The sequence below is a fragment of the Enterobacter sp. 296B2 genome (genome assembly GCF_034106185.1).
In the GTDB taxonomy this organism is placed as follows: Bacteria; Pseudomonadota; Gammaproteobacteria; order Enterobacterales; family Enterobacteriaceae; genus Enterobacter; species Enterobacter cloacae_N.
In genome coordinates, this window is the sequence record NZ_JAWNCA010000062.1 from 1 (window position 1) to 6403 (window position 6403).

Consider the following 6403-nt stretch of genomic DNA (forward strand, 5'->3'; position numbering starts at 1 on the left):
AGTAGCAAGGAACATAAAGTGAACGGAATGACCACCAGAGCCGTATGTTCCCCCTCACCCTAACCCTCTCCCCAAAGGGGCGAGGGGATTGTTCACTGCTCGCATTAATTTGTGGAGATCCCTCAGCCCTGTGGGAGAGGGTCGGGATGAGAGCATCAGCCCGCACCGAACGTTTTACTCCACCTGCTGCTTCTTATCGTGCTGGCGGTTAACCCAGGTATTGATAAGCAGCGTCACCAGCAGAATGCCGAACACCACGCCAAGCGAGATAGCGATCGGGATGTGGTAGAAATCGACGATCAGCATCTTGATACCGATAAACACCAGGATCACCGACAGGCCGTACTTCAGCATTGAGAAGCGCTCCGCCGCGCCTGCCAGCAGGAAGTACATGGCACGCAGACCGAGGATCGCAAACAGGTTAGAGGTCAGCACGATGAACGGGTCGGTGGTCACCGCGAAGATTGCCGGGATGCTGTCTACGGCGAAAATCACGTCGCTCAGCTCGACCAGAATCAGCACCAGCAGCAGCGGGGTAGCAAACAGCAGGCCGTTCTTACGCACGAAGAAGTGCTCGCTCTCGATCTTGTCGGTCATGCGCAGATGGCCGCGGATCCACTTCACCAGCGGCTTATCGCCGATACCGGTATCGTCTTCTTTCGCCAGCGCCATTTTGACCCCGGTGAACAGCAGGAACGCGCCGAACACGTACAGCAGCCATTCGAACTGGGTAATCAGCCAGCTGCCGGCGAAGATCATGATGGTACGCAGGACAATGGCACCCAGCACGCCGTATACCAGCACGCGGCGCTGCAGGGCCGCAGGCACGGCAAAGTAGCTGAACAGCATCAGCCAGACGAAGACGTTATCAACCGCCAGGGCTTTTTCAATCAGATAGCCGGTGAGGAAGGCGAGCGCCTGAGGATCGGCCACCGCACGGCCTTCGGTCGAGGCCAGATACCACCAGAAGGCGGCGCAGAAAAGGAGTGAGAGGCTAACCCACACCAGCGACCAGACGGCGGCCTGCTTGACGCTCATGCCGTGCTCGCCGCGACGACCCTGCAAAAAGAGGTCGATCGCCAGCATGATGAGCACGACAACCGCGAATCCGCCCCACAGCATTGGAGTGCCGACAGAATGCATACTATTTTCCTTACACATAAAAAACAAAAACGGCTATGGTCAGAAGACGATAGCCGTTAGCTTTTTATGCATAGACCTCGCCTCCCGGCAAGGTCTCACTTACAACCACGAAGGTTGCCCGGCGACCGGATGCGGTTTTGCACGCATCGTAATGACGATCCACCGGCGAAGAAGTTACTCCCCTTTGCAGGTAACAAAATATGTCAGACCATTGGTTTCGTCAATGGTCTGCGCCGTTTCATTACACACCTTTACGCGATAGCTTCCGCGCTCACGCCGTCTGCCGGGAACACCACGCCGGTCTGGCGGCGGATCTCCGTTTGCAGCTTCGCCGTGGTGCGGCTAACCGCGAGGCCAGGGTGATTCACTTCGTTGTCTTCCACCAGACGGGCGAAGACCTCTGCCTCATAGAGCATAGTGTTAATATGCTGAGGCTGCGTCAGCTCCTGCGCTTTCCCGCCGCGCGGCACAAAGCTCACCTTCTGGCATTCGGAGATTTTCTCAATGACCAGCGACCCGGCTTCGCCCTGAATTTCGCTCGGCAACACGGAATCGCTCACCTTGGAGTGCTGCAGGGTGACGCTAAAATCACCGTAATCCAGCACCACCAAACCGTGCGCATCCACGCCGCTCTCAAGCAGGCTGGCGGTGGCCGTGACGCCGTGCGGCTCGCCCCACAGCGCGACCGCAGAGGCCAGGCAGTAAAAACCAATGTCCATGATGGAGCCGTTTGAGAAGGCCGGATTAAAGGTATTCGGGTTTTCGCCGTCGAGATAGCGCTGATAGCGCGACGAATACTGGCAGTAGTTGATAAAGGCTTTGCGCACTTTGCCAATTTTCGGCAGGGACTGCTGCAGCAGCAGGAAATTCGGCAGGCTTGCGGTTTTGAATGCTTCGAACAGCACCACCTGATTTTCGCGGGCAAGCGCAATGGCCGCTTCCACTTCCTCAATATTCGAGGCCAGCGGCTTCTCGCAGATCACATGCTTTTTATGGCTGAGAAACAGCGCCGTTTGCGGGAAGTGCAGGGAGTTCGGGCTGGCGATATAGATCGCGTCAATGGCGTCGCTTTGCGCCATCTCATCAAGGGAGGTAAAGAGATGTTCGACGAGGTAGTCGTTAGCAAAACTCTGCGCCTGCTCAAGGCTGCGGGAGTAAACTGCGGTGAGTTTAAGTTTGCCGGTTTCGTGGGCGGCGTCGACGAACTGGCGCGTGATCCAGTTCGTACCAATGACTGCGAAACGTATCATAAACGTTTACGTACTCCGTAGCGGGGAACCTTAAGCCACTTTAGCACGGGATTATTGCAAAACCAGTGCGCTATTCCGCATTACCATTTAACGATAAATGCGTAAGCCACAAACGGGTGTCAAACTCCAGCTGATGGTACTGCGGCTCCATGTGGCAGCACAGGGAATAGAACGCTTTGTCGTGCTCTTTCTCTTTCAGATGCGCCAGCTCATGGACCACGATCATCCGCAGAAAGGCTTCCGGCGCGTTACGGAAAACCGTCGCGACGCGGATTTCGGCCTTCGCCTTCAGCTTGCCGCCCTGCACGCGGGAAATCGCAGTGTGCAGGCCGAGCGCGTTTTTTAGCACGTGGATCTTGTTGTCGTACATCACCTTGTTGATCGGCGGCGCGCTCTTCAGATACCGGTTTTTCAGATCCTGCGTATACTGCCAGAGGGCCTTATCGGTCGCGAAATCGTGCGTGCCGGGATAGCGTTTTTCCAGTACCGCGCCGAGCTTTTGCTCGGCAATCAGGGTGCGAACCTGAGAAAGTAAATGCTCCGGGTAGCCCTGGAGATAAGTTAGTTGGTTCATCAACGCCCCAAATCGACAATAAAACGGGTATACTCACGCACCCTTTTCAGGGATACGCCAAATTTTACCATTCAGGAGGGCCGATGAGCCACTTAGACAACGGTTTCCGTTCACTCAACCTTAAACGTTTCCCGGAGACGGACGACGTTAACCCGCTTCAGGCGTGGGAAGCGGCGGATGAATATCTGCTGCAGCAGTTGGATGAGACTGAAATCCGCGGCCCGGTTTTGATCCTGAATGACGCGTTTGGCGCGCTCGGCTGCGCCCTTGCGGAGCACACGCCTTACAGCATCGGCGATTCCTACTTAAGCGAGCTGGCAACGCGTGAAAACCTGCGCCATAACGACCTCGACGAGTCCAGCGTGAAGTTCCTCGACAGCACCGCGGACTACCCGCAGGCACCGGGCGTGGTTCTGATTAAAGTGCCAAAAACCATGGCGCTGCTGGAGCAGCAGCTGCGCGCGCTGCGTAAGGTCGTGACGCCGGAAACCCGCATCATCGCGGGTGCCAAAGCGCGCGATATTCACACCTCGACGCTGGAGCTGTTCGAGAAGGTCCTTGGCCCAACCACCACGACACTGGCCTGGAAAAAAGCGCGCCTGATCAACTGCACATTCAGCGCACCGGAGCTGGCCGACGCGCCGGAGACGCTGAGCTGGAAGCTGGAAGGGACCGACTGGACCATCCACAACCATGCGAACGTTTTCTCCCGCACCGGTCTGGATATCGGCGCGCGTTTCTTTATGGAGCACCTGCCAGAAAACCTGGAAGGGGAAATCGTCGATCTGGGCTGCGGCAACGGCGTAATTGGCCTGACGCTGCTGGCGAAAAACCCGGAAGCCAGCGTGGTGTTCAGCGACGAGTCGCCGATGGCGGTGGCCTCCAGCCGTCTGAACGTGGAAACCAACATGCCGGAAGCGGTGGATCGCTGCGAGTTTATGATCAACAACGCGCTCTCCGGCGTAGAGCCTTTCCGCTTCAACGCCGTGTTCTGCAACCCTCCGTTCCACCAGAAGCACGCCCTGACGGATAACGTCGCGTGGGAGATGTTCCACCACGCGCGACGCTGCCTGAAAATCAACGGCGAGCTGTATATCGTGGCGAACCGCCACCTGGACTACTTCCACAAGCTGAAGAAGATTTTCGGCAACTGCGTCACCATTGCGACCAATAACAAGTTTGTGGTGCTGAAAGCGGTGAAGCTGGGGCGTCGTCGCTAAATAACCAGTGCAAGCTGGGTGCCCTGCGCAATCGCCCGCCGCGCATCCAGCTCCATCGCCACGTTGCACCCGCCGATCAAATGCACCGTTTTACCCGCTTCGCGCAGCGGATCGGCCAGATCGCGCTTTGGCTCCTGTCCGGCGCACAAAATCACATGATCCACGCGCAGCAGCTGCGGTTCACCACCGATCAGCACATGCAGCCCATCGTCGTCGATCTTCTGGTAGCTCACCGCCGGGATCATCTTCACTCCGCGCGAGAGCAGGGTGGCGCGGTGGATCCAGCCCGTGGTTTTGCCCAGCCCTTCACCCGGCTTGCTGGCCTTACGCTGGAGCATCACGATCTGGCGCGGGCTTTTCGGCAGCTGCGGTCCTTCCGGCCGTAATCCGCCGGACTGGCTCAGGCTGGTATCAATGCCCCATTCTACGCAAAACTCGGCGATGTTCTGGCTGGTGGCCTCGCCCGGCTGGCTTAAATACATGGCGGTATCAAAGCCGATCCCGCCGCAGCCGATAATCGCCACCTTCTCGCCAACCGGCGTTTTGTCTCGCAATACATCCAGATAGCTCAACACCTTCGGATGATCGATACCTTCGATCGCAGGCGTTCGCGGTACGATCCCGCTCGCCAGGATCACCTCATCGAAACCGATCAGATCCGCCGCATTTACAAACTGGTTAAGCCGCAGCTCGACGCCTGTCAGCTCAATCATCCGGCGGTAGTAGCGCAGCGTTTCATAGAACTCTTCTTTGCCGGGGATCTGTTTGGCGATATTAAACTGACCGCCAATCTCCGCCAGCGCATCAAACAGCGTCACGCTGTGCCCGCGCGAGGCGGCGTTCACCGCAAACGCCAGCCCTGCGGGGCCAGCGCCCACGACGGCCAGGCGTTTTTTATTGACCGCCGGAACCACCGGCATTTTGGTTTCATGACAGGCGCGCGGGTTAACCAGACAGGAGGTGACCTTCCCGACGAAGATCTGATCCAGACAGGCCTGGTTACAGCCGATGCAGGTGTTGATCTCATCCGCCCGGCCGCTTTGCGCTTTAGACAGCAGTTCGGCATCCGCGAGGAACGGCCGCGCCATCGACACCATATCGGCGTCGCCGCGTGAGATCACATCGTCCGCCACCTGCGGGTCGTTAATGCGGTTAGTGGTGACCAGCGGAACGGACACTTTGCCTTTCAGCTTCCGCGTCACCCAGCTGAACGCCGCGCGCGGCACCGGCGTGGCGATGGTCGGGATGCGCGCCTCGTGCCAGCCAATGCCTGTGTTGATAATCGTGGCACCTGCTGCTTCAATCGCCTGCGCCAGCTGCACGGTTTCGTCGAACGTGCCGCCGCCCTCTACCAGGTCGAGCATCGACAGGCGGAAGATGATAATAAAGTCTGCGCCCGCGCGTTCGCGCACCGCGCGCACCACCTCCACGGCAAAGCGCATCCGGCGGGCATAGTCGCCGCCCCATTCGTCGTCGCGCTGGTTGGTGCGGGCGGCGAGGAACTCGTTGATCAGGTAGCCTTCTGAACCCATCACCTCAACGCCGTCGTAGCCCGCCTCGCGCGCCAGCGCCGCGCAGCGGGCGAAGTCGTCGATCAGCGCCAGGATCTCGTCGTGGGTCAGGGCGTGAGGTTTAAAACGGTTAATCGGAGCCTGAAGAGCCGACGGCGCGACCAGGTTCGGCTGATAGCTGTAGCGTCCGGTGTGCAGGATTTGCAGGGCGATTTTACCGCCCTCTCGGTGTACCGCCTCGGTCACAATGCGGTGGTGCGGCAGCTGTGACGCATCGTTCAGGACCGCGCCGCCCTCCATGCCCACACCGGAAGGCGCAGGGGCCACGCCGCCGGTGACAATCAGCGCCACCCCGTGGCGGGCGCGCTCGGCATAGAAGGCTGCCAGACGCTCGGCCCCGTCCGGATGCTCCTCCAGCCCGGTGTGCATCGACCCCATCAACACGCGGTTTTTGAGTGTGGTGAACCCCAGATCGAGAGGGGCGAATAACGACGGGTAGCGGCTCATAGTCTCTTCCAGTGTAAAATTATTGTTATGTGGTCGGATGAGTTACTAATTTAGCCAGCGGGGAGTAAAAGGGAAAAGGGGAATGCGGTGATTGTGATGGGATTCAAATAATGCCCCACAACCAAACCCACAACCCCGTCGGGGGAGGGGGCTGGACGGCGGGGGGGTTAATAAAAACGCGCCACGGCTGTTTTACGA

5 protein-coding genes are annotated in these 6403 nt (G+C 58.6%); 1 reads left to right on the top strand and 4 read right to left on the bottom strand.

Features of this window, described 5'->3' with window-relative positions:
- Positions 1-174: 174 nt before the first annotated feature.
- The 3 genes from URZ40_RS22920 to URZ40_RS22930 form a co-directional block, all read right to left on the bottom strand.
- Positions 175-1143, bottom strand: coding sequence for a TerC family protein (locus URZ40_RS22920; protein ID WP_116342180.1), 969 nt, complete (start codon positions 1141-1143; stop codon positions 175-177).
- A gap of 251 nt (positions 1144-1394) precedes the next feature.
- The gene (locus tag URZ40_RS22925) at positions 1395-2393 is read right to left on the bottom strand and encodes a Gfo/Idh/MocA family oxidoreductase (protein ID WP_320721237.1); all 999 of its coding nucleotides are present in this window, start codon (positions 2391-2393) and stop codon (positions 1395-1397) included.
- Positions 2394-2463: 70 nt separating this feature from the next.
- Positions 2464-2967: a YgjP-like metallopeptidase domain-containing protein gene (locus tag URZ40_RS22930; RefSeq protein WP_302220140.1), complete on the bottom strand. Its 504-nt coding sequence runs from the start codon at positions 2965-2967 to the stop codon at positions 2464-2466.
- Positions 2968-3050: 83 nt separating this feature from the next.
- Between URZ40_RS22930 and rlmG the strand changes: the two genes are divergently transcribed.
- Positions 3051-4187: a 23S rRNA (guanine(1835)-N(2))-methyltransferase RlmG gene (gene rlmG, locus URZ40_RS22935; RefSeq protein WP_320721239.1), complete on the top strand. Its 1137-nt coding sequence runs from the start codon at positions 3051-3053 to the stop codon at positions 4185-4187.
- Here rlmG and URZ40_RS22940 read toward each other — a convergent pair.
- Entirely contained in the window at positions 4184-6205 is a 2022-nt protein-coding gene (locus URZ40_RS22940; RefSeq protein ID WP_320721240.1) for an NADPH-dependent 2,4-dienoyl-CoA reductase, read from the bottom strand. The genes rlmG and URZ40_RS22940 overlap by 4 nt on opposite strands.
- Positions 6206-6403 lie beyond the last annotated feature (198 nt).